The 22,965-nt window shown below is 59.7% G+C and carries 17 protein-coding genes; 4 read left to right on the forward strand and 13 right to left on the reverse strand.

Annotated features, from left to right (window positions below; all coding sequences use genetic code 11):
- Positions 1-3: 3 nt before the first annotated feature.
- The 3 genes from G6N77_RS10465 to G6N77_RS10475 all read left to right on the forward strand — a co-directional run bounded on the left by G6N77_RS10465 (position 4) and on the right by G6N77_RS10475 (position 6,791).
- Entirely contained in the window at positions 4-2,103 is a 2,100-nt protein-coding gene (locus G6N77_RS10465) for an acyltransferase family protein (RefSeq protein WP_306987043.1), read from the forward strand.
- Positions 2,104-2,124: 21 nt separating this feature from the next.
- Complete coding sequence (locus G6N77_RS10470; protein WP_165182109.1) at positions 2,125-3,087, forward strand: glycosyltransferase family 4 protein; 963 nt, start codon at positions 2,125-2,127, stop codon at positions 3,085-3,087.
- Positions 3,088-3,767: 680 nt separating this feature from the next.
- Positions 3,768-6,791 carry a GH25 family lysozyme gene (locus G6N77_RS10475; RefSeq protein ID WP_165182110.1) on the forward strand — a complete coding sequence of 1,008 codons (3,024 nt, stop codon included), beginning with the start codon at positions 3,768-3,770 and terminating at the stop codon, positions 6,789-6,791.
- Positions 6,792-6,849: 58 nt separating this feature from the next.
- Here the strand turns inward: G6N77_RS10475 and G6N77_RS10480 are convergent, their stop codons facing one another.
- The 5 genes from G6N77_RS10480 to G6N77_RS10500 all read right to left on the reverse strand — a co-directional run bounded on the left by G6N77_RS10480 (position 6,850) and on the right by G6N77_RS10500 (position 11,365).
- A complete protein-coding gene (locus tag G6N77_RS10480) occupies positions 6,850-7,998 on the reverse strand; it encodes a glycosyltransferase family 4 protein (RefSeq protein WP_165182111.1) in 1,149 nt (382 codons plus the stop codon).
- 51 nt (positions 7,999-8,049) lie between these two features.
- Positions 8,050-8,463, reverse strand: coding sequence for a DUF2304 domain-containing protein (locus G6N77_RS10485; protein WP_165182112.1), 414 nt, complete (start codon positions 8,461-8,463; stop codon positions 8,050-8,052).
- A 4-nt stretch (positions 8,464-8,467) separates the two neighbouring features.
- Positions 8,468-9,106, reverse strand: coding sequence for a glycosyltransferase family 2 protein (locus G6N77_RS10490; protein ID WP_165182113.1), 639 nt, complete (start codon positions 9,104-9,106; stop codon positions 8,468-8,470).
- A 112-nt stretch (positions 9,107-9,218) separates the two neighbouring features.
- The gene (locus G6N77_RS10495; protein ID WP_165182114.1) at positions 9,219-10,118 is read right to left on the reverse strand and encodes a glycosyltransferase; all 900 of its coding nucleotides are present in this window, start codon (positions 10,116-10,118) and stop codon (positions 9,219-9,221) included.
- 137 nt (positions 10,119-10,255) lie between these two features.
- Positions 10,256-11,365, reverse strand: coding sequence for a hypothetical protein (locus tag G6N77_RS10500; RefSeq protein WP_165182115.1), 1,110 nt, complete (start codon positions 11,363-11,365; stop codon positions 10,256-10,258).
- Positions 11,366-11,491: 126 nt separating this feature from the next.
- On the opposite strand from G6N77_RS10500, the gene wecB reads away from it, so the two are divergent.
- The gene (gene wecB / locus G6N77_RS10505; RefSeq protein WP_165182116.1) at positions 11,492-12,556 is read left to right on the forward strand and encodes a non-hydrolyzing UDP-N-acetylglucosamine 2-epimerase; all 1,065 of its coding nucleotides are present in this window, start codon (positions 11,492-11,494) and stop codon (positions 12,554-12,556) included.
- Positions 12,557-12,644: 88 nt separating this feature from the next.
- On the opposite strand, the gene G6N77_RS10510 is transcribed toward wecB, so the two are convergent.
- From G6N77_RS10510 to G6N77_RS10545, 8 genes are all read right to left on the reverse strand, one after another.
- Positions 12,645-13,955, reverse strand: a complete 1,311-nt coding sequence (locus tag G6N77_RS10510) for a lipopolysaccharide biosynthesis protein (RefSeq protein WP_165182117.1) — start codon at positions 13,953-13,955, stop codon at positions 12,645-12,647.
- Between the two features lie 2 nt (positions 13,956-13,957).
- Positions 13,958-15,130, reverse strand: coding sequence for a glycosyltransferase family 4 protein (locus G6N77_RS10515; RefSeq protein ID WP_205678204.1), 1,173 nt, complete (start codon positions 15,128-15,130; stop codon positions 13,958-13,960).
- A 5-nt stretch (positions 15,131-15,135) separates the two neighbouring features.
- Entirely contained in the window at positions 15,136-16,128 is a 993-nt protein-coding gene (locus G6N77_RS10520) for a Gfo/Idh/MocA family protein (RefSeq protein ID WP_165182119.1), read from the reverse strand.
- A 3-nt stretch (positions 16,129-16,131) separates the two neighbouring features.
- On the reverse strand, positions 16,132-17,223 hold the full coding sequence (locus G6N77_RS10525) for a DegT/DnrJ/EryC1/StrS family aminotransferase (RefSeq protein ID WP_165182120.1): 1,092 nt from the start codon (positions 17,221-17,223) through the stop codon (positions 16,132-16,134).
- Positions 17,220-17,816: an acyltransferase gene (locus G6N77_RS10530; protein WP_165182121.1), complete on the reverse strand. Its 597-nt coding sequence runs from the start codon at positions 17,814-17,816 to the stop codon at positions 17,220-17,222. Before G6N77_RS10530 ends, G6N77_RS10525 begins: the two co-directional genes overlap by 4 nt.
- A gap of 49 nt (positions 17,817-17,865) precedes the next feature.
- Complete coding sequence (locus G6N77_RS10535) at positions 17,866-19,191, reverse strand: hypothetical protein (RefSeq protein ID WP_165182122.1); 1,326 nt, start codon at positions 19,189-19,191, stop codon at positions 17,866-17,868.
- 95 nt (positions 19,192-19,286) lie between these two features.
- Complete coding sequence (locus tag G6N77_RS10540) at positions 19,287-20,261, reverse strand: glycosyltransferase family 2 protein (RefSeq protein ID WP_306987053.1); 975 nt, start codon at positions 20,259-20,261, stop codon at positions 19,287-19,289.
- Positions 20,213-21,511, reverse strand: coding sequence for a nucleotide sugar dehydrogenase (locus G6N77_RS10545; RefSeq protein ID WP_165182124.1), 1,299 nt, complete (start codon positions 21,509-21,511; stop codon positions 20,213-20,215). The genes G6N77_RS10540 and G6N77_RS10545 overlap by 49 nt, the downstream gene beginning before the upstream one ends.
- Between the last annotated feature and the right edge of the window lie 1,454 nt (positions 21,512-22,965).

A 22,965-nucleotide genomic window follows, 5' to 3' on the forward strand; every position in this document is an offset into this window, starting at 1 on the left:
CGCGTGTCCAGCCGCCGACGTGCCAACGTTGCCACCAACTTCCGCCCGGACGTGCAAGGGCTCCGAACAGTCGCCGTCATGGCTGTGGTGCTGTATCACCTGTGGCCCAAGCGCATCACGGGCGGGTTTGTTGGTGTGGACGTATTCTTCGTTATCTCCGGTTTCCTGATAACTGGTCACATGTACCGGGAACTGATGGCCAATTCAGGGCTGTCGCTGGTCAAATTTTGGGGTCGCCGTATCCGCAGGCTGCTGCCCGCAGCATTCGTTGTTTTGCTGCTGTCCTTGGCCGCCGTCTACTTGTGGGTCCCTGCCACATTGTGGGAATCCACGGCCCGCCAGGTGGGATCCAGTGCGCTTTACGTCCAAAACTGGGTGCTGGCCGCAGATTCCGTGGACTACTCCGCCCTTAACGCAGATGCCACGGTGGCCCAACACTACTGGTCCCTGTCCATTGAAGAGCAGTTTTACATCTCCTGGCCTCTCATCATGGTTGCCCTGCTGTGGATTGTTCGCCGACTTGCCCGGCGCGTGCCAACGCTGTCCCAATCACCACGGGCGACACTTATCGCAGGGCTGACGGCCATTGGCGGGGCATCGCTGGCATACTCCATCCATGAAACATCAGTGAATCCTGCAGCCGCGTATTTCCTCACCCCCACCAGGGTTTGGGAATTCGCCGCCGGGGCGCTCGTTGCCCTGGTTTTCCTGGACAGGCAGTTTTCCGGCCCGTTGGCAACAGCCCTCGCCTGGACGGGGCTGGGTGGCATTTTAGTCTCGGCACTGCTATACAGCAGCGATACCCCTTTTCCCGGCTATACAGCCCTGTTGCCGGTTGTCGGCACCGCTCTGCTGCTGTGCTGCAGCGGGACCACGTCCACCGCGAGTCCCGCCTGGCTCCTGTCCCGCAGGTCGGCAACCTTTGTGGGTGACATTTCATATGCCGTGTACCTCTGGCACTGGCCACTGATCATCGTTGTCCCTTACGCCCTGCAGACTGATCTCAATTGGGAGCTGAAACTTGGCATCCTCGGGCTGTCAATCCTGTTGTCCTGGCTGACGAAACTTTTTATTGAGGATCCTTTCCGGAAGGGACCTTGGTTGCGGGGTTCCGTGCGGGCCTACTCCTTCGCCGCCATCGGGATGATGGTGGTCACCGGCCTGTGCTTCGGGCTGACAACGCTCGCCAATGCCCCAGCCCACGTAGATCCCGCCCTCGCAGCCTCCAGCTGCTACGGCCCTGGCGCCCTCAATCCTGCCAATTCTTGCGGTTCGGTTCTGGGCACGGATGCCCCCAACCCAACGGCTGTTGAAGTTTCCAACGAGAATACCAATCCGTTGTACCGCGGTTGCCAGGCCAGCTACGGCGGCTCGGAGTTGGTTAGTTGCGATCTTGGTGTTCCTGCCGCCTCGGCCCGGGCCACCGTGGCGATGGTCGGTGATTCGCACGCGACGGCTTGGTATCCGGCCATGGACGTGCTGGCAAAAAAACACGGTTGGCATGTCGTCACCTATGCAAAGGCGTCCTGCCCTGTTACCACGGCACTGAGGGTCCTCAGCAATGAGAAGAACCCCGAGAATCAAAGCGCCTGCCATGCCTGGGTCCTTCGGTTGAACGACGCACTGAAAGCCGACCACTCGATCTCTGCGATCTTCACGGCCTCGTATTCGTCGGCCTACCAATTTAAGTCAGCCAGTGGTGACCCACTCAAGGTCCCCGCAGTGGACGGCTTCACCCAGATGTGGGCAGGCTGGCAGGCCGCCGGCAAAAAAGTGGTGGTCTTTGACGACGTTCCACGAACCAATGGACAATTCATTCCAACGTGCCTCTCCAAGAATCCAGGGAACGCCATGAATTGTGCCCTCCCTGTCAGTCAAGCCCTCCCACCCAGCATGAACATCACGAAGGCGGCCAAGCAGGCCGCCAAGGACGGTGTCATCGGGGTCGAGTTGCGCAGGGAGTTTTGCGACACAAAGTGGTGCTACCCCGTGATCGGCTCCGTGATCGTCTATCGCGACTACTCACACATCAGTGCTGAATATTCACGGGCACTGGTACCGTATGTGGACGCGCAACTCGGTGCCCTGAAGATTGGCAAATAATTGGCTGAAAATGATGGCCGTTTGACTGTCCTGCATCTGGGCGACATCGCCGGCACCTCGCGCAACGTGATTGAAGTTGCCGACGCGAAGGGTTTAACGTGGATCCTGCGCGACGTTCCGGCCGGCCGTGGCACCAACCCCGCCGTTGTAATGTTGCGCCGTTTGCGTGACTTGATTGCCGTTCGCTCGATCCGGCCACGCCCAAGTATTCTCCACATCAATTACGGTGTTTCGGGCTACTACGGTTGGGGCCGGCGCAACGTGGTTCTGCACCTCCACGGCACGGATGTCCGCTCCGACCTGCACTCAAGGATCCTGGGCCCGGTGGTGCGAACGTCCATCAAGCGCGCCGACGTCGTTCTGTATTCGACACCTGACATGGCCGCTGCGGTCAAGGCTATCCGGGCCGATGCCCAATGGTTTCCGGCATCCTTGCCCCCAGTTGCCGGAGTTCGGTTGCCGCTGCCGGAGCCAAGAAGGGGTACACGAATATTCTTTGCCAGCCGTTGGGACGATTCCAAGGGTGCCTTGCAACTGCTCGAACTGGCCTCGGAACTGCGCCGGGATCACCCGGAGCTTGAGCTGGTCGCCCTGGACTGGGGCACATATGCGCAGCGGGCCCGCAATCTGGGAATGCGGATGCTGCCCCACATGTCCCCGGACGAATTTCGGGCGCAACTGGCTGCAGCCGACGTCGTCATCGGGCAGCTGGCCCTAGGGGCATTGGGCCTGAGTGACCTGGAGGCCATGGCACAGGCAAGGCCTCTGGTGGCACGATTTACCCTTGACGCCGAATATGGCGAGCCGGCCCCTCTTTTCAATACCAACACGGCGCCGGCATTAGAACTGGTCCTGCAAATACTCGCTGACCCGGCCGCCGCGGCAGCATTGGGCGAACAAGGACGGAACTGGGCGCTGAAGCACCACGGCGCCGACGTACTGGAAGCGAAACTGGAAGACATTTACGCCAAACTTTCAGCTTGAGCCAGGGGGCGGCCATCGAACGGGAGCTGAGCTGTCATGTCGCGCAAGAGGCCGTTTTCTGTCTAGACCGCATTCACCCTCGCCGGCAAACCCCTCATTTTTGAAGGTCCACTAACCATCAAATGACACCATGGGCATGACACTGCGGCGCTTTCAACTCCAGTAACAAAGGCAACACTGGCCACTTCGGCATCCCACGAGTAAGCTTGCGAGTGGTTTGGGGGCCCGAGCACGGGCATTCATTTGTCCCGGACGGGTGCCAATCCCCTAACCCGACAACCCCTACCCACCGCCGCGGAGCTCTCCCCATGATTACGACTTGGTCCAAGTTTATTGACGGGTCCACCCGGTGCCTACCGCACAAGTTTGCCCTAGGTGCGGGTGCGGGTCTGGTCGCCACGGCTCTGGCGCTTTCCATGGCCATGCCCGCTGCCAGGGCCGCAACGCCCACTCCCACACCCTCTGCATCTGTGGCCGCCCTAGCACCCGCGCCCACCCCAACTCCGCCGCCGTCGGCCGTGCCGTCGAACATGATCAAGAGCACCCCGGTTCCAGTTCCACCGCCCGTCGAGTCACCAACAACTTCCGCCATGCCATCCGCAAGCCCTGCCAGCCAATCGCTTAATGACCTCATTAGACAGAATGGGGCCTACATGGGGCAGGGGGAAAAACTGCGGGCCATGAAGCAGGGCACGCAATCCATGGCCCCGCTGGCAAAGTCACTTCAGCCCAACTCACAAATGCAGTCCATGACAGCGCAGTTCATGGCTCCCGGCATCCAGGGCCTTGATGTCAGCGGTTGGCAGGCTTCGGTCAATTGGGCGACGCAATACAATCTTGGCGCACGGTTCGCTTACGTAAAAGCCACTGAAGGCAACAACTTCACCAGCAGTGCCTTCAGTAGCCAGTACACGGGCGCTGCAGCGGCTGGGCTCATCCGCGGAGCCTACCACTTTGCCTTGCCCAGCCAGTCGTCGGCCGTCTCGCAGGCCGATTTCTTCGTCAACAACGGCGGCGGATGGAGCGCCGACGGCAAGACCATGCCGCCACTCCTGGACATCGAGTACAACCCCTACTCAAACCTCGGAAATACCTGCTACAACATGAGCGCCAGCACCATGGTCGCGTGGATTCGGGACTTTTCCAACCAGGTGCAGTTTCGCACCGGACGCCTGCCCATGATTTACACGACCACCGATTGGTGGACTCGGTGCACGGGGAATTCGGGCGCCTTTGCAAACCAGGCCCTGCATATTGCGGCCTACTCGACGGTGGTTGGAACGCTGCCGAAAAGCTGGTCGGAATACAGTGTGTGGCAGTACAGCTCGTCGGGCCCATTCGCCGGTGATTCCAATGCTTGGAACGGCACCCTTGACCGCCTGAAGGTGTTTGCGACCACGGCCGACGCACCCCGGCCGGTCCCCTCCATCCCCTCCTCCGCCGATGTGGTGGCGGCAGATTCGGCTGGCATCTTGTGGGACTACCCCGCCCCGGGCGACGGCACCTTGGGCACGCCGCGAAAGATCGGTGTCGGCTGGTCCGGACTGCGCTCCATCAATGTCATCGATTGGAATGCAGACGGCGTACTAGACATTATTGCGCAATGGACTAACGGCAGCGTCACGGTGTACCCCGGCCTTCCCGCCGGTGGATTCGCACCCCCCCAAGCCATCGCCTCAGGTTGGCAAAACAACCAGCTCACCATTGGATACTGGCTCTCTGCCAGCAACTATCCACAAATCCTCAGCCGAAACCCGGACGGGGCCTTGACCCTCTGGATGAACACCACTGGGGGCGCACTGCAGGGAAGCACGTCAATCGGTAACGGCTGGGGAAGCCTCAACCTGACGATGGTCGACTTCGACGGAGACGGGAACCAGGACGTCCTGGCCCAAAACCCAGCCGGCGCCCTAACCCTTTACCGATCCGACGGTTCAGGCCGTTTCATCAGCGAGTCCCGGCCACAAGTGGGCTCTGGTTGGAACACCATGACCAGCATCACCATTGCTTCCGGATACCGATACACATCCGACGTCGGCCTCATGGCCCGGAACTCCGCAGGTGCCCTGATCTACTACCCTGTACCGGGAAACTCAACATTCGGCGCACCCTCCAATGTGGGCACTGGCTGGAATCCCATGCTCATCGCCGGCGGCGAAAACGTCAACATGAGCGTCTCAACGCCGCCAACAACAGTCGCTCCGTCCCCACCCACCCCCTCCATCAAGTCCACCTCGGACGTCGTGTCAATCGACAGCGGGGGCCGTCTTTGGCGTTACCCTGTTGCCAATGCCAAACTGGGTACCGGCGCGCAAATCGGTACCGGTTTCACCGGCGTCAAGTCCATACATGTGGCCGACTGGAATAGCGACGGGGTTCTGGACTTGATCGTCCAATGGTCAAATGGAAGGCTGTCGCTCTACCCGGGTGTTTCCACGGGCTCCTTCAACACGGCCGTAACGTTGGCAGACACAGGCTGGGGCGGCTATGACATGACTGTCGGCCAATGGATCACAGGCTCCAGTTTCCCAGCCATCGTTGCCCAGTCCCCTGATGGCACCCTGACGTCATTCACAACAACTAATGGGACATCCCTGACGGCGGGTACAGTGCTAGCCCACGGCATGACCCGCATGCATCCGGTGATGACTGATTTTGACGGCGACGGCAATGCCGACATTGCTGCTGTTAATAACATAGGCCAGCTAGTCCTTTACCGCTCCAACGGCAAGGGAAGCTTGATCCCGGAGCAGCGCCCCGTCATTGGAAACGGGTGGCAAGGGTTTACAAGTGTCGGGCCCGCGCCGGCGTTCACGTCAAGCGCGTCCAAGGGCTTTCTCGCCCGGACGGCGGCAGGGGTGCTCGTGTACTACCCCACGGCCGGATCGACCTTTGGTACCCCGTCGACGCTCGCAACAGACTGGAATGGGAACACTATTGCAGGCAGTTCGTTTCTGGCACCCCAGCAGGCCGTCCCGAGCCTCGCTGACGTTGTTGCCGTGGATGCCAGTGGAACCCTTTGGAATTATGCTGCAACCGGGTCCACGGCATTGGCCGCGCCCTACCCGATCGCCACAGGGTGGATGGGCATCAAGAGCCTTCACGTGGTGGACTGGAATTCAGACGGACTCCCTGACATCTTGGCCCAGTCAAGCAATGGGGCAATGACATTATTCCCCGGCACGAAAGCTGGGGCGCTGGGCTCCGCAATTCCATTGACCACTTATGGTTGGGGTTCAATAAAATTCATCGCAGGGAACTGGGTCAAGGGCGCTAAATATCCGGGTCTGGTTGGGACCAATGGCCAGGGCGATTTGTATTACTGGCCCAATCCGTCTGGCAGAACAATGGGCGCGGCCCAACGAATAGGCATTGGCTGGGGCTCGCTGACCATTGCCATGCAGGATTTCGATTCGGACGGCAATTCGGATTTGCTGGCTGTAGACACTGCGGGCATCATGCGCCTCTACCGCTCGAATGGTTCCGGTGGGTTCATTCCCGAGACTCGCACTGTGATCGGAACGGGTTGGTCCTCGTTTAGCCAGATCGCAGGCATCAACGGATTCGCAGGAGTGGGCACCAAGGGCATATTGACGTTCGTGGCATCAGGCCAGGCCCGCTACTACCCGGTTGACTCCAATTCAACCTGGGGTTCGCCGGCCCCTGTCAGCCAAGGTGTTGTGGCCAGCAGCGTGTCCTACTGATCGGGGCAGGGTCCGGCGCGCACTGAATCGTCAGTGTGTGCCGGGCCCGCGCCTGCGGCTACTTGCTGTCCAAAGCTGCTGTCGGGGCGGCGATGGCCGCAATAGCTGACTCCCAGCCCCTTACCTGTTGCTCCGCGGAAAGCGCGTGGGCGGCCGCATGGGCGCCCTTCTTCCAGCCTTCCACCAGCTCCGGCGTCAGGGAAAGGAGCGTCTTGGAAAGCGATGCGGTGGAAAAATCTTCTGTGACGGTGCCAAATCCATACTCACGGACCAACGCGACCATGGCGGGCGACGGGCCGACGATGACACCAAGCCTGGCCTGCACGGCCTCAAAGAACTTGTTGGGCAAGGCGTTGGCCAGATTGAAGTTTGTCGGGGGCAGGAAAACGATGGAGGCATCATAGGACTGGAGCGTTGCCACCAATTCGGCGTACGGGACGGGATCTCGGAACCTAATTCCCGGGACCCCCACGGCGCGCTGGCGCAATTCCTCCACATATGCGGGCTCGTTGGGTATCACGATCATGTCAAGGGTGAGCCAGTCCGGCGCACTGCGCATGGCATCAATGAAATTTTCAAGCTTCCTGTACCGCTGGCCTGCAGCACTGTGGATCAGCTTGATTGGCGAGCCAACTGGCCGAGGTGTGGCCTCCAAATATGGAGCCGCGTTGGTCACGACTCCTGTTGCCACCCCATAATCCTTTGCATATTCCGCGGCGATGCCATCGGAAACTGTGGTCACGGATTTTGTGAGCGGCAAGTACTTTTTACACAGCCACCTCATAAAAGGAGCAACGAAGGTACGCCATTTGATGTCGTCGTCCTTTTCGCGCGGGGCAAACTCGTGGAGATCTGCGTGGACGCCCAGCCTCGGTCGCAAGTCAAGAGCAAGCGGCAGTGCGTTGAGATCATTCGCCAGCACCATGTCAAAGCTGCCGATGGGAAGGACGGCGCGGGCCGCCTGGACCGCGGTCAAGCCCTCATAAACTCTTTTGTACTGGCGGGTGGCCAAGCCAACACGATCGTTGGTCCAGCCCCTGGAATCCTCCGGCAGGGCAAAGTGACCCGCAACGCCGTCGGGCGCTTCACCATAGGCGCAAGTAAACACGCGGTACTTGTCCTTGAACAACTCCACTTGTTTGAGAACTCTCGGATCTGAACGAATCGGCGAAAACGTGAGAATCAACAGGGAAAGTGGTTCAGTCATGGGTTCATTATTCCAGAAACAGCACGGGTGCATGACATTGCCAAGCGCTTGCTAGACCTCATGCTGCGTATTCTTGTCAGGGGACTCCTGCGCCATCTTCGCGCCCTCTACATCCGCATCAACCGCGGTAACGGGCAGAATGGCCTCATCCAGCGCAATGCGCCGTGAGAGCCTGGTGATCGAAGCTTCCATATTGCGAAACCGCTGATATGTGGTTGCCATAAACACCAGAACTGTGACGATCAAGCCATAAAGCACCAGGTCCGTACCACGGCCAATGCCGAGGAACCGCGCAACGTGGGTGAGAACCGTGGGGAAAAAAATCGAAAACGCGGCCACCAGGGCAAACAAAATGAGCATCAGTCTGCGAATCGCCAAGTGCTGGGCGTTGGAACCGCCGCGCATCAGAGCCAGCGACAGGACCACCACGGCCAGGACAAGAACAATTTGGACAACTATTTGCACAATGTCACCTAAACAAGAGGTCCGCGAGGATATTTACCGAATTCAGCAGGGATTGTCCCTTGGACTTCGAATAGTCCGTATAAATGATCTCGACTGGTTGTTCCACCCACCGAGGTTTCATTTCGGCAATCTGGTGCACCAGTTCGGAGGCGTGCGCCATCCGGTTCTGGCGAAGGTCGATTCTTCGGGCCACCGAGGGGCCGATGGCACGCAAGCCATTGTGGGCATCCGTTAGGTTCATTCCAGTCGCCAGTCGTGATTGCACCGCCGCCGTGCGCAGGACAACCCGCTTTGCAAACGACAGTTTTGTGCGCTTGTCCAAGAATCGTGATCCCAAGACTATTTCTGCCTCGCCGGAGAGTATTCTGCCTTCCATTGCCTTCGCATCCATCACCCTGTGCTGGCCGTCGGCGTCAAAAGTAATGACGCATCCCAGTTCTGGATCCTGAAGGGCATAGGAAATACCGGTCTGCAGTGCCGCGCCCTGGCCGAGGTTCATGGGATGTTGAACCACGACGGCACCCGCCTCGCGGGCCACTGCCTGCGAACCATCTGTACTACCGTCATCAACACAAACAACATGGCGAAACTCGTTCCGGAGTCCCGAGATAACAGTGCCGACAACAGACGCTTCGTTATACATGGGGATAACTATCCAAGTTCGACTCACCGTCCGAGTATCCCATAATCGATGACAACCGAGTGAATCCAGGCTGCCGACATGCCTGCAAGTTGGCGGATATCCTGTCCTTGCTTCAAAGGCCTGCCACGCGGCGGTAAAGTGCAGCTAGCTTTGGTACATATGCGTCGGCTGCATACCTAGGCCGAGCCCAGGCCGCGCCGTTCAGCCTCAAGGACGCGGCTTGCGGGTCGGCAAGTGCGTCCAACACCTGGGCGACGACGTCGTCAAGGCCGCCTTCCATGACCGGTGGAACACTTCCATCATCGGGGCGGGCCAGTCGGGTGCCGAGCGCTGCTACGGGCAATCCCATGCACAGGGCTTCGAACTCGCTGGTTGAAAAATAGTTCGAGGCCTGGCCGATGCCTACTGAGGCGTGGGCCAGTTGCGAGTGGTACGCCTGCTGCGGCATTCGATCCAGCATCCGGACGCCGTGCCGACGGGCCTGCGCCGCTCCCGGGCCCCAATCAAGTCCAACCAGGTCAGCTTTGCCGTGCAGCACCTCGCTGAGCTTCGCCGCAAGATTCAGCTGCCTGTCGACACCCTTGTCCTCATCCCATCGGGAAATGAAAAGGACGGTTGGCTTCTCCGACGGATTCCAGGACGGCAGCCCGGGTACGTCGACCAATGACGGCAGGAATTCCGCGTCAGGCCGTGCGGCCATGGCATCTTCACAATTGTCCGTATTCGCATAGAAGACATGTGCGGCATCGTCAATGGCCCGCTGGATTTCGTCGTGAAAGGTCGGCTCCTTCCATTGCCGGCGTATGTCAGTGCCATGCAAGGTCAAAACATAGGGCCGCTTGGGCATGCCGCCCTGTCTGATTAGCCGGACGCTGGTGCCATAGTGGACATGGACGGCGTCCGCAGAACGGAGTCTCAACGCCCGGCGGACGGCAAATGGAACCATCCGGAATCTTGCCAGCGTGGCATTTGAAGGTGCAGCAGTCAGGGGGCGAACCTGTTCCGGGGGCATGTAATCCCACTTCAAGCCTGTGCGGGCAGCCGCCCGCACCGTAGCCCGTGCAACGAACGCACAGTCATTAAATTGCAGAACTCTTGGCTGGGGTTCCACGACTCTCCTAACAAGTCAAAGCAAAAATCAGTCTTGAACTATCGCACCAGTGCGGACGCAACCATGAAGCGCATTGGCGCCTCCGGGTGAAATACCGCCGCAATCTCCAGAGGAAACCATGTTGCGGGGCTCGAAAAGTTTCTGCGGGACGAGGAGAGCCGGTCCATTAGGCCACAATCCCCTTCATGTCGCACCAATGCATCTACGAGGGCACGATCGGCCCTGGACAGCGGGCGCAGCGCGTTTGGGGCCGAGACCAGCATCACTTCCAGGACTTCTGCCAAGGCTGCGGAATCATCGGCGCTCCAGGAACCTGCTGCAGATCGAAGCGCGACCTGCCCAAAAACGTGGACACGCACCAGCTTGGTGACAATCGACTCCCTGGCCTTCGCAGTCAGTCCGGAAAACCAGTCGGTGGCTACCAGCCCCGTGGCAAACGCCATGTCGTCCGCAATGGGCCTCCCGGTCAAGCTCACCCTCGCCACGGCATCATCGTGCACCAGGTACCGAGGCAGCCCGCGACCATAAGTGATGCGCGCACCGGAAAACCACAATTTGGCGGAAAAGAGCTGGTCTTCACCGCTCGCATAGCTGGTCAGGAACGCCAGACCTAAGTCACGAATCAGGGACCGCTTCATCAGGCCCAGCGGTGCGCTGCGATACGCCAGTCTGTCCGAAATTGGATCAAGTCCCACCCGGCGGGTTCGGCGGACCACTGGTGTTCGGATACTGCCGCCACCTGCATGGGCCATGGGCGCCACCAAAACGTCTGCACCGTCGGCCGAAGCGGCACCTGCCCAGGCCGCCACGGCCCCGATTTCGAGCGAGTCATCGGAGCCCATGATGCCCACCCAGTTGCCTGTAGCCTCCGAAAGCCCGTAATTGAACGGGCCGGCCGGGCTCTGGATGCCATCCACATAATGAAGGAAACGAATCAGCCCCCGGTGTTCCGGGGCCACGCGATCCCTGATGGGAGCGACGTCGGTGTTGTGGCAAACCACGCTAATCCGCAGGCGTCCGGAAATTCCCGGTTCCGTGGGCAGGCCGCCTGCGATGAGTGAAGCGACTGCGCGCTCGATGGGCCGGTCCGGTGAATGCACGGCGATGACCATGTCGACCAGGATCGAATCCTGTGAGTTGGAGTCCATCCAGCTAGGTTATCGCGGAAGTGGGCAATTCTCGCGGGCTACCCGTGGCCACGGTGAGCACCTGGTCCCAGGCAAGCCGCACGGCGAGTTGCCTAACACCGCATGAATCCCGGTTAACATGGAATCATGCGAATATTGAGCGTCGTGGGCGCACGCCCCCAGTTTGTCAAGCTTGCTCCCATCGCCCGGGCCATGAAGGGGCGGGCCGAACATATCATTGTTCACACAGGCCAGCATTACGACGAACTCATGTCCGACGTCTTCTTTCAGGACCTGGGCATCCCCGCGCCCGACTACAACTTGGGTGTTGGTTCCGGCAAGCATGGCGAGCAAACTGGTGCCATGCTGGCTGGACTTGAAAAGGTGTTTGAGGAAGCACAGCCGGATGTCGTGCTGGTTTATGGCGATACCAACTCCACCTTGGCGGCAGCACTGGCCGCCGTCAAGATTCACATTCCCGTGGCACACCTCGAGGCCGGACTTCGCTCGTTCAACCGGCGCATGCCTGAGGAACACAACCGGGTGCTTACCGACCACGCATCGGATCTGCTGCTCTCGCCCACAGAGGTGGGCATGAAGCACCTGGCCGGTGAGGGATTGGCAGGGCGTTCAGTCATGGTGGGCGACGTCATGACGGACGTGCTGTTCCGTGTCCGCGAGCACCTGGCCGAAGAGCGCCAGCCCCTGCCTGACGGCGTTTCTGCGGGCAAGTATTTCGTGTGCACCATCCACCGTCCTGACAATACTGACGACCCCACGCGGCTGAAGGGCATAGTGGAATCGCTGGCGGCCCTGGGCATGCCGGTGCTACTTCTGGCCCACCCCCGGCTAAAGGCCCTCGCCGAGGCGCACGGAATCAGCCTGGCTGCCGGATCCATCGTGCTCCACGAACCTCTGGCATACCCTCAGCTGGTAAATGCCGTCGCGAACAGCGCCGGGGTGGTGACAGATTCTGGCGGGCTCCAGAAGGAAGCCTTCTTGCTCCGAATTCCCTGCACCACCATCCGTCCGGAAACCGAATGGGTGGAGACTGTCGAGCTGGGGTGGAATATGTTGGTCAATGACGACCTCAGCAAGCTTGCACCGGCGGTACAGCGGCCGGCTCCCGACCCGACAGATGCCACGCCATATGGTGACGGGAATGCGGCACAACGAACCGTTGACGCTCTACTGGAGAAATTTGCCAAATAGAAACCGGACGGCGCGCTCGGAGCCACCGCACTATGAGCTAAGGCCGGAAAATTCTAATGCACGGTTTGCCAAAGTTGCCGGGGCAGGTTCAGTATCCGTGCTGCTTGGCGGCCTTGTCGTACCGGCGGCTGACCCACAATGCCATGCCTACGAAGACCACCAGCCAGACGGCCATCGCCCATGACATGATCGATAGTGTCACGACAATGTCCCCGTGAAGCCACGGGATGAGCGTTAGGGGAATAGCCGCATATACAACGGCATGTGCCAGCATCCAGTCCTGATTGTCGGTCACGACAAAAATCGTCGAAATGGGCGACGTGATCAGGTTCATGAACAGCCACGGAACAAGTGCCTGCGAGATGTAACTGGCCTGCACCCATTGGCCACCCAACACGAGTGGAAAGATCCACGGCGACAATACGTAGATCAGGACAAACGGAATAATTCCCAAAAGGGCCGACCTGACAATCGCCGTCCTGATGAAGGGGAACATCCGCCCCCGCTCAATGGTGGCCAGCTTTTGAAAGAACACTTGTGAAATGGCGCCATTAATCAGCGCAATGGGAATCTGGAGAATTCGCCATGCCATGTAGAACTGGCCCAGGACAGCGCCTGAATAGAGTGCGGCGATCAGCAACGACATGCCCGTTGACCGGGCACTGTCCACCAAGGCGTTGGGTCCGTTGAGCAGCGGCATGCGCCGATACCGATGAAGCAGTTCCTTTAGTGAGGAATCAGCTTCTTCAAGTCCCGAGCGGGAGTCTTTGCTCTTTTGGCGCAGACGGACGAGGGCCAGGAATTGGCCTAGCAGCGAACCTATGATCAGTCCGCCCACTCCCCCAATTTTGACCAGGGCCAGGCCCAGTTGGGCCAGGCCGGTCCCGGAACTCATCAGGACCTTGTTGACGCCAATGGTCTTGTAGTCCTTGGTCCGGTTGAACCAGTAGGTCAAGGCGGTGATTTCGGACAGGCTGAATACGCTCAAGCCCATCAGTCCCAGCCATGGCGCCAGGGAAGGGGCATTAAAGGCATCGGCTATCACCCCGCCCAAAATGAGACAGACAACTGTTGATACGACGCTGGCCGCAACGATGAGGATCGTGACGCCGCGCTTGAGGACTTTTGCGTTGGCTTCAGAGCGCGGCAGCATAATGGCCATGTCATAACGCAGGGCGGCAATGACTGTCAGCGTTGAAAGAATTGATGCATAGACGGAGAACAGGCCGTAATCTTCAGGCGTGTAAAGCCTGGAAAGGACCGGGGTCAGCAACAGCATCAAAGCCTGTGATGCAACCGTTCCTGTCAACAATGTGGCTACGTGCCGGATGAATTCGTTGGCAAAGAGGGACTTGGCCCTGTTGGCCACCGAAGGTTTGGCCTTGGGCGTTAGCGACATTTTTATGCCTGCCCAACTTCACGGAAGGCTGCGCCCAGGACAGCTTTGGCGGCCGACTCTCCCACCGACACCAAGGAACAGTTGGCCACTACCCACGCCGACAACTGTTCCCGCTTGGCCGGCGAAGCCGGATTCCCGAGCAAGCGGATCATCGCATCGGCCACTTCTGCAGGATTCCACGCGCAGGTGTCACCGAGCTCGTTGTCCTCAACAATGTCGGCACCGTCGCCCTGGCCGGCGAAAATCACCGGAGTACCGCAGCCAGCCGCTGCATAGATCTTTGTTGGCTTGGCGAAGTCGTACCCTTGGCCAGGTTTGATGCTGACCAAGGCCCCTGCGGCCCCACGAATCCAGCTCGCAGCCTCATGAGGTGCCACGACTCCACCGAAATGGACACTTTCCGGGGCGATGCGCTCAGCCATCTCCTTCAGGTGGGGCTCATCGGTGCCCTGGCCAAAGAATCGCAGCTGAATGCCAGGTGCTTTGGCCAGGACCAGGGGCAGTGCCTCGATGAACACGCCGGCGCCCTGCCATTCGCTCATTGTTCCGGTGTACACAAAATAAGGAACATCCACGGACGTTGTCGGCCCCGTCAACCCAAACGTGGCCGTGTCAACCCCGTTGCCCGTTACGAGGACACGATCATGTGGGACATTGAATTTGGCCACCTGCTCGGCAACCGGCTCGGAAACGGCGACCACCGCGGCCGCATGCCGAAGGACAAAGCCTTCCAAGGCCCCCATTACCTTCTTCACGATGCCGGGCACCTCCATTGCGGAGAGCGCCTCCGTCCACACGTCAGCCGCATAATAGACGAATGGGCGCCGGAGCAGCAGCGAAGAAAGGGCAACCACCAAACCAGTGGTGGGCGGCGGTTCAGAGACCACCACGTCTGCCTTTACGGCGAGCAGCCTAAAGAACGCAGGGATGTCGAAGCTGAGGTACTGCACGTATCCGCGCACGTTTCCCCCCTTGTCACGCAAGACAGGCCAGCGCCTGAGCTTGTACGCCGGCTTGAACACGCCGGAGCCCTTGGGAGGCTTTGTGGTGATGACCTCCACCACTGCCCCCTGTTCCACGAGCCCGTCCACCAAGGCCTTCAAGCGGAAGGCCGCCGCCCCCACTTCCGGCGCAAACAGCCGGGTGGCAACGACGACCTTCAACGGTTTTTGCATCGACACTAAGACGGGATCCTTACGGTGGCGCCTGTGCGGGATGATTCCAACACTGCTTCTGCCACCACAAGGGTGTCCTGGCCCTCGGCCATGGTCACGACGTCGTTGCGCAGCCCCAGGACGGCGTCCCGGAACGCTTCGTGTTCGGTGCGCAGCGGCTCCGGCTTGGCAATGGCCAGGCGGGTCACGTTGCCCTCGGACACTCCGCGGAAGGCGGCCATGGAGTCCCATTCGGTGGCCACCGTGCCATTTTCATAAAACGTCAGGTCCGCCGTGACAGTGTCCGCAACAAAAGCGCCCTTTTCGCCGGTGACGATGGTGAGGCGTTCCTTCATAGGGGACAGCCAGTTCACCAGGTGGTTGGTTATGATGCCATTCTCCAACTTGCCTGTGGCGGCAACCATGTCCTCATGGGGACGCCCGCTGCGTGTGGTGGTCTGGGCAAAGATTGACTCAAAGCGGCTCTGGGCCAGCCAGGCAGTCAGGTCGATGTCATGCGTGCCCAGGTCCTTCACGACGCCGACGTCGGCAATTCGGGACGGGAACGGCCCCTGCCGGCGGGTCGCGATCTGGTAGACCTCGCCCAACTCGCCGTCAGCAATGCGCTTGCGCAGGGACTGGAGCGCAGGGTTGAAGCGCTCAATATGTCCAACGGCACCGATCAGGCCCTTGGCGGCGAAGGCATCCACCAGCCGCTGCCCGGCGGGGACGCTGGCTGCGATTGGCTTTTCCACCAGCGTGTGAATGCCGGCTTCTGCCAAGGCCAGTCCGACCTCCTCATGCATGCCCGTGGGGACCGCAGCAACGGCCATGTCGATACCGGCTGCGATGAGTTCCTGGACACTGTGGAGGACCGGCAGATCCTTGGCCACACCGTGGGGGTCGCCAAATGCGTCAGCTACAGCCACCAGGTCCACGCCTTCCACTTCACGGATGACCCGTGCGTGGTGGCGGCCCATCATGCCGAGTCCGATGAGTCCTACGCGCAAGTTGGCCATGGCCTAGGCACCTGCCTTCACAATGGTGTTCACGGCAGTGACGATCCGCTCCAGGTCGTCTTGGGTCAGCGACGGGTGGACCGGAAGGGAAAGGACTTCCTTTGCCGCAATCTCAGTGTTGGGCAGGTCCTCGGTGGAGTTGAAGGACGGCAGCCGGTGGTTTGGAACCGGGTAGTACACGCCGGAGCCGATGTTGTACTCGGAGCGCAGGCGCTCGTGCAGATCGTCGCGGCCCTCGGAAACTCGGATGGTGTACTGGTGGTAGACATGCTCGGCACCGTCGGCCACCTTCGGGGTGCCAACGCCCTCAAGGTTGGCATTGAGGAACGCGGCGTTGGCCTGGCGCTGCTTGGTCCATGCCTCCACCTTGGTCAGCTGGACACGACCGATGGCGGCATGCAGGTCGGTCATGCGGTTGTTGAAGCCCACCAGCTCGTTCTCATACTGCTTCTCCATGCCCTGGTTCCGCAGCAGCCGCAGCTTTCGCTCAACCTCGATGTCCGACGTCGACACCATGCCGCCCTCGCCGGAGGTCATGTTCTTGGTGGGGTACAGGCTAAACATGCCGAACTTGCCGAAGGTGCCGACCTTCTTGCCGTTCACTGCCGCACCGTGGGCCTGGGCCGCATCTTCGTACAGATCGATGCCGTGCTTCTCGCACAGGGCCGCAAACGCCTCGGCGGCGAACGGGTGGCCGTACAGGTGCACAGGCATGATGCCCTTGGTCTTCTCCGTAATGAGGGACTCCACATGGGCGACGTCGAGGGTGTAGTAGTCAAGCTCTATGTCGGCAAAAACCGGCGTGGCGCCTGTCAATGCTACCGAGTTGCCGGTGGCCGCGAAGGTGAATGACGGGACAATGACCTCGTCACCGGGGCCCACCCCCGAGGCAAGCAGGCCAAGGTGCAGACCGGAGGTACCGGAGTTAACGGCTACGCTTGCGCGGCCGTCGAGGAGCACCTGGGAGAATTCCTGCTCAAACCCGGCAACCTCCTTGCCCTGCGCCAACATGCCCGAGGCGAGTACCGCGTCTACCGCGGCGCGCTCCTCGGCTCCAATGATCGGTCGTGCTGCGGGAATGAAGTCCTGGCTCATGCTTTGTCCTCTGCCTCTTTCAGGAAGTTTCCATCTTCAATATATTTTGCCCCGGTTTGCGGGCACACCCAGAATCCACCGTCTCGCTTGAGCGGGAACCCGGCCTTGCCGACCCAGCCCAGACGACGGGCGGGAACGCCTGCCATCAAGGCAAACGCAGGAACATCTTTGGTGACTACGGAACCCGCAGCGATGGTGGCCCACCGGCCAATAGTCAGTGGTGCAATGCATACAGCGCGGGCACCGATGGAGGCCCCGTCCTCAACGGTGACACCCACTGGGGTCCAGTCATGGGCACTCTTGAGGGAACCATCCGGGCTGACGGACCGCGGGTACGTGTCATTGGTCAGCACCACGGCCGGGCCGATGAAAACGCCCTTTCCCAGCACAGCGGGTTCATAGACCAGCGCGTAATTCTGGATCTTGGTGTTTTCACCAATCTTCACCCCGGTGCCTACATAGGCTCCCCGGCCGACGATGCAGTTTTCGCCCAGAACGGCATCTTCGCGCACTTGCGCGAGGTGCCAGATCTTGGTGCCTTCGCCAAGTACCGCATTTTCTGCGACGTCTGCACTTACTGCGATGCTACTCATGCCTGTTGACCTCTTTCCGTGGGTGGCAGATTTGGGTTCCCTAACTTCTTCAGACATTGTCCAAGGCCTCTGACGGTGTCTTGGCCACTTCCAGCGCTCCTTTGTCAGACGGAGCCAACCCGCTTGCGATTTCAGGGGTCGAAGCTGGATCTACCTGGCCCGCTATCGGCAATCGCCAGAGCGTTAGCGCCGCAAACAGCAACACGCCGAGCATGGCAGGGTAACCGCGGTATACAAAAAATGCATGGATTTGGGAGTGGTTGTTTAGCACTTCGAACCAGACTACGACGACTATTGCGGACAGGGACAGCAGTGGCCAGGCCGCCACCGTGCGCAGCCCATGCCGCCTCCATATCATGAATAGTGCCACCACGATGACAATTCCTGCGGCGATCATCACAAAACGCGCAGTGGCGACATGAGTGGTCCAGTAGACCCAATTGGCCCGAGTCGGGGCAAATAAAGCATGGCTTACTCCGGAATGGCTTCCGCCAGTGCGGAACTCAATATTTCCCACGATAACTTTGTAGGTGGTCCGCACTCCCAGGAACATCGCGGAAAAGATCCAGCGCGAAACCCACGTGCCGGCGAACCCAATAATCCACACGGCTGCCGCTGCAACCCCGGCGATCAGAGTGGGCCGCAAAGCCCTCCTTCGGGCGAAGGTGATACCAGCCGCCACCACAGTGCAAAACGCCCACGGAATCGCTGGGGTGGTCAGGAGGTCCACATAGCAGAATAACGCTGCTGAAAGGCCCACAGCGAAAATGCCCCATTTGGGAGATTTGGATGCGCCCCACGCAGTTAGTGCCACGCCGAAAAACATGACTGATATTGAAAAGGCCTGGCTGAATGAGGTGGACGGAGTGGACATCAGATTGGTGGCCAGCCCCAGTGGCAACAACAGACCCGCTGCAGGCCACATGCCTGTTCGCCGGCCCAAAACGACAACAGCCAAAATGGCGCTGAACAACAGCATCGCCCCGGCCACGATCCGCATGCCCGTCAGTCCAAAGAGGGCGATGACGGGCCGTGTCACGACCGTATAGCCTGCCCAATATTTGGAGTAGCTGGACACCATCCCCGCCGGCATCGGCTTCCCTGAAGCTGTCTCAAGTAAGGGCTTTGCCCCGCCGGTGCAACTACCGAGTCGAGGCATGTACGCCGCCCTGACAAATACATTCTCACCCGGATGTCCCAAGCCTGTGGCGGCTACGATGCACTCCGTGAATGTGTCAGAAGTGCCACCCATACGGTCTATCATCCCGTCCGGGCCATAGGTCCCGGCCTTGATTGCCACGCCCAGATTGTGGGTTATGGCTTGGTCAGGGACGGTTTCGCTGGCGACGAGCAGACCAAAAAAGACGAACTGCACGACAGCAGCAACTATAAGGAATCCGCCGGTCCTACGCAGAAAAGTTTTCACTGCCATCCGTTTCCCAGTTGCTTCACCTGTCGGTTGCGCCTGTGTCATGATTTATCACCGACAGCAGGAAATGCCAGGTATGCGGTCCTAATATTTTCTTGGCGAACCTTGCGAAGCCCGTCGAGAATAATGCCGATCAACAGCGTCAGAACTGACAAAAGTATGATTGACGAGGCCAAGAACGCTGTTGGAAACCGTGCCACCAATCCTGTCTCGAGGAAGTCAATAATGACTGGAATTCCCAGCCCGACCCCCAGCAGGAACAGGACAACCGAAAGCAGGCCATTCACCAACATGGGCCGCTCCTGTTGAAGCAGCCGCCCGATCATCCCCAGGATCTTGAATCCGTCGTGGTAGGTCCGGAGTTTGCTTTCGGTCCCTTCAGCCCTATCCTTGAATGCCACCGACACCTCAGTCTGGGGCATCCGGGCATTGATGGCGTGCACCGTCATCTCCGTCTCGATTTCAAAGGCTCGGGACACCGCGGGGAATGACTTGACGAATCGTCGGGAAAAGACCCTATACCCGCTGAGCATATCGGTGGCCGGATAGCCGAATATTTTACTCACCACAGTGTTGAAGGCCTTGTTGCCCAACTCGTGGCCCGCTCTGTAGGCAGTGGCGGTCTGTTGGGTTCGAACACCCGTCACCTGGTCGTAGGGCCCTTCAAGCAGCGCTTCGATCAATAGGGGGGCCGATGAGGCGTCGTAAGTGTCGTCACCGTCAATCAGGACATAAACATCGGCATCGAGATCTGCCATGGCCCGGCGAACGACGTTTCCCTTGCCCTTGAGCAGTTCGTAACGGACATGGGCGCCAGCTTCACGTGCAGCCAAGTCAGTACCATCGGTGCTGGCATTGTCATAGACATAGATTTCCATGTCGGGGACGGCACTAGCCAAGTCAGCCACAACCTTGGCAACGGCTCCAGATTCATTGTGACATGGCACAATCGCGACTTTTCTCAAATTCACTGCGACTGGGCCTTGCCGATAACGCGGTAGGTGACGCCGGGCCACTTGTCCGCCGAGCTGATGCGCCGGCCGTCGATGAAGGCCTTGACCCCGGGCAAGTCGGCGGGCGAAAGTTGCCGATATTCGGCGTGGTCGGCCTGCACCACGGCCGCGTCGACTGCTTCGCCGAGGTGGTAGGCAACAAAGCCAAGCTTTTCCAGCTCCGCATCTGTATACATGGGGTCGTGGACAAGGGCTGTGCCGCCCCGGCGGTTGATGGCTTCCACTGCGTCAAACACGCCGGAGAACGCGGTTTCCTTTACTCCGCCGCGGTACGCCGCACCTAGGACGACGACGCGTGCCCCCGTGAGGTCGCCAAAGGCACCTTCCAGCAGGCCGATGGTGTAGTCCGGCATGTCGGCGTTGGCCGCACGGGCGGCGCGGACCACTGTGGCTTCCGGGTCGTTCCATAGGTACAGGCGTGGGTAGACGGGGATGCAGTGCCCGCCCACAGCGATGCCGGGCTGATGGATATGGCTGAACGGCTGCGAATTCGATGCGTCGATAACCTGGTAGATGTCAATACCCGTCTTGGCGGCAAAACGGGCGAACTGGTTGGCCAGGCCAATGTTGACGTCCCTGTAGGTCGTTTCCGCCAGCTTGGCGAGCTCGGAAGCCTCGGCCGAGCCCAGGTCCCACACTCCGTTGGCGCGTTTGAGGTCAGGACGGGCATCAAAGTCGAGCACGGCCTCGTAGAACTCGACTGCCTTTGCGGCGCCAGCTTCGGACAAGCCACCAACAAGCTTGGGGTACTTGCGCAGGTCCTCGAAAACCCGGCCGGTCAACACCCGCTCCGGAGAGAACACCAGATGGAAGTCTTTGCCTTCGACCATGCCTGATGCTTCTTCAAGGGCCGGCTTCCAGCGGGTTCGGGTGGTCCCTACCGGAAGCGTTGTCTCATAGGACACCAGTGTGCCGGGGGTCAGGTGCTTGCCGAGTTCGGCAGTGGCTGCGTCCATCCAGCCAAAGTCAGGCTTGGCGTCGGAGTCTACAAACAAGGGCACCACGAGGACCACGGCATCGGCGCCGGGAACGGCATCGGCATAATCCGTTGTGGCACGCAACTTGCCAGCTGGCACGAGTTCGGAAAGCTTGTCCTGCAAGTGCGCCTCGCCCGGAAACGGCTCCCTAGCGGCATTGACGAGGTCTACCAAAGACTGATTGACATCCACGCCCACCACATCGTGGCCCTTGGAAGCGAACTGGACAGCCAGTGGCAGGCCGATCTTACCGAGTGCAATGACAGCAATCTTCACGTTTTACTTGCCTTTTCTTGTCGGGCTTGGCGGCTTGCGCCCGTGCGGACGTGGCCCTCGCATTGTTACTAGACTATCCAGCTTTTTGTCAGTCGTGCGCACCTTGAGAGCCATGCCACGCCCGTTGATGAGTTGTTTCATATTCACGGTCTTACAGCCACCGCTGGTTGACGCGCGTCGAATGCCCTGAAAACTCGGCCTTGAGATGGTCCGCGTCAAAATAGAAAGTGACCGTGGCCATCAGGGCATGACACCATTCCTCATCACCAAAGTGACAAGTTAGATCAATTAATTTTACCCGAGACGGCTTCATGAGCCACACCGCGCCGCCAACGGGTCCCCTGGCAGGGCGTCTGCCCTGGAACCCGCGCGGTTAATTGGCTGTGCCGAATGGCCTTTCACACAATGTGGATTACGGACATGGCCGCTGAGCAGAAGAGCCGCCCTGACGTAGTCATCGATGTCGGCAGCGGAACAGCGACCCTAAAAATATCGGCAGCCCGGTGCTGTACGCCTCTCCTGCCTGTATCCCGACCCATCGTCCACCTCTGCCGTGCACGACGAAATCCTTGCGGGATCCCCGTTGACGCGATCTTCCACGAACGCCCTGGTGAGCCAGACCGAGCCCAGGCGTTCAGCGTGTCAAGGCTGCCTTCTGACTGCGAACTCACAGGACGAACTCGCCTTGCAATGGCACCTCAAGTGCATTTACGAATGTAGTGGTCAAATGATTGTCACGATAAACAAGCACATTGCCCACTGCCGGTCCGCTTTTGGGCACGGCAGAAATAGGAATCGAGGTCCACTACGTTTGTGTCTGAGATCCGCACAGCCGCCAAGACCAGGGGATCCGCGGTGTTCTCGAGGCCACCTTGACCTACCTGGCACAGCGGTGACGATGCGCCATTCGATCGAACACAATCTGGAACGGAAAGTGCTGCAAAAGGCACGTCTCTGATGACGGTGACCTTAACGCCGGCCTCGTGCAGCGACTCAATCATTTTCACGTATCCGTTGACCAGGTCCGACTCTTGGATCCAAGGGTCAGTAGAGTTCCTGTTCAAATCCGAATGGTGACATGGCTGCATGACCACCAATTAGGGCTCCAGGGCAATAATCTTCCTAAGCGTGCGGGTATTCTGGTCCGTACATTTGAACAGAGGACCGTTGGCTGTGACCGGCGGCGCCGCTGGGACGGACATCCTTTACGGACCATGGCCCTTGCTTCCCAGCCGCGGCGCAACCCGATGGCTGCCGGCGGATCGCTGTACTGTCCTGCATGCGAGGCTCCCACCAGCACAACTGGTCCTGCTGGTCAGGGGAATGTATTTGGTGGCGACGGCAGGATCAGCCACTGATATGCATGCCAGCAGGAACTACCGCCTGTGATACCGGGTTGGAGGACAAGGACGCCAGCCCAAAAGTGAGGTAAATCCCCACCGGCTCTCACCAGC

The organism is Arthrobacter silviterrae (assembly GCF_011045165.1).
Taxonomy (GTDB): domain Bacteria; phylum Actinomycetota; class Actinomycetes; order Actinomycetales; family Micrococcaceae; genus Specibacter; species Specibacter silviterrae.